The 201-nt window shown below is 71.9% G+C and carries 1 pseudogene; it reads left to right on the top strand.

Annotation, left to right across the window (positions count from 1 at the left end):
• Positions 1-201: pseudogene (locus tag ASE70_RS20240) on the top strand (IS30 family transposase); the annotation flags it as partial.

Below are 201 nucleotides of genomic sequence, written 5' to 3' on the forward strand. Positions count from 1 at the left end.
CCCCGCCTATGCCCAGGCGCAGGCCGAGGCGCGGCGCTGGAGCGGCTGCCGGCTGGAGCGCGAGGACGATCTGCGCGAAACCATCCTCGATCGTCTCGGYGCCGGCTGGTCGCCCGAGCAGGTYTCAGGCCGTCTCGCGCGCGAGGCAGGCCGCCCGGTCATCAGCCATGAGACGATCTACCGCTTCGTCTACGCCCAGCT

It is taken from the genome of Sphingomonas sp. Leaf22 (genome assembly GCF_001421715.1).
In the GTDB taxonomy this organism is placed as follows: domain Bacteria; phylum Pseudomonadota; class Alphaproteobacteria; order Sphingomonadales; family Sphingomonadaceae; genus Sphingomonas.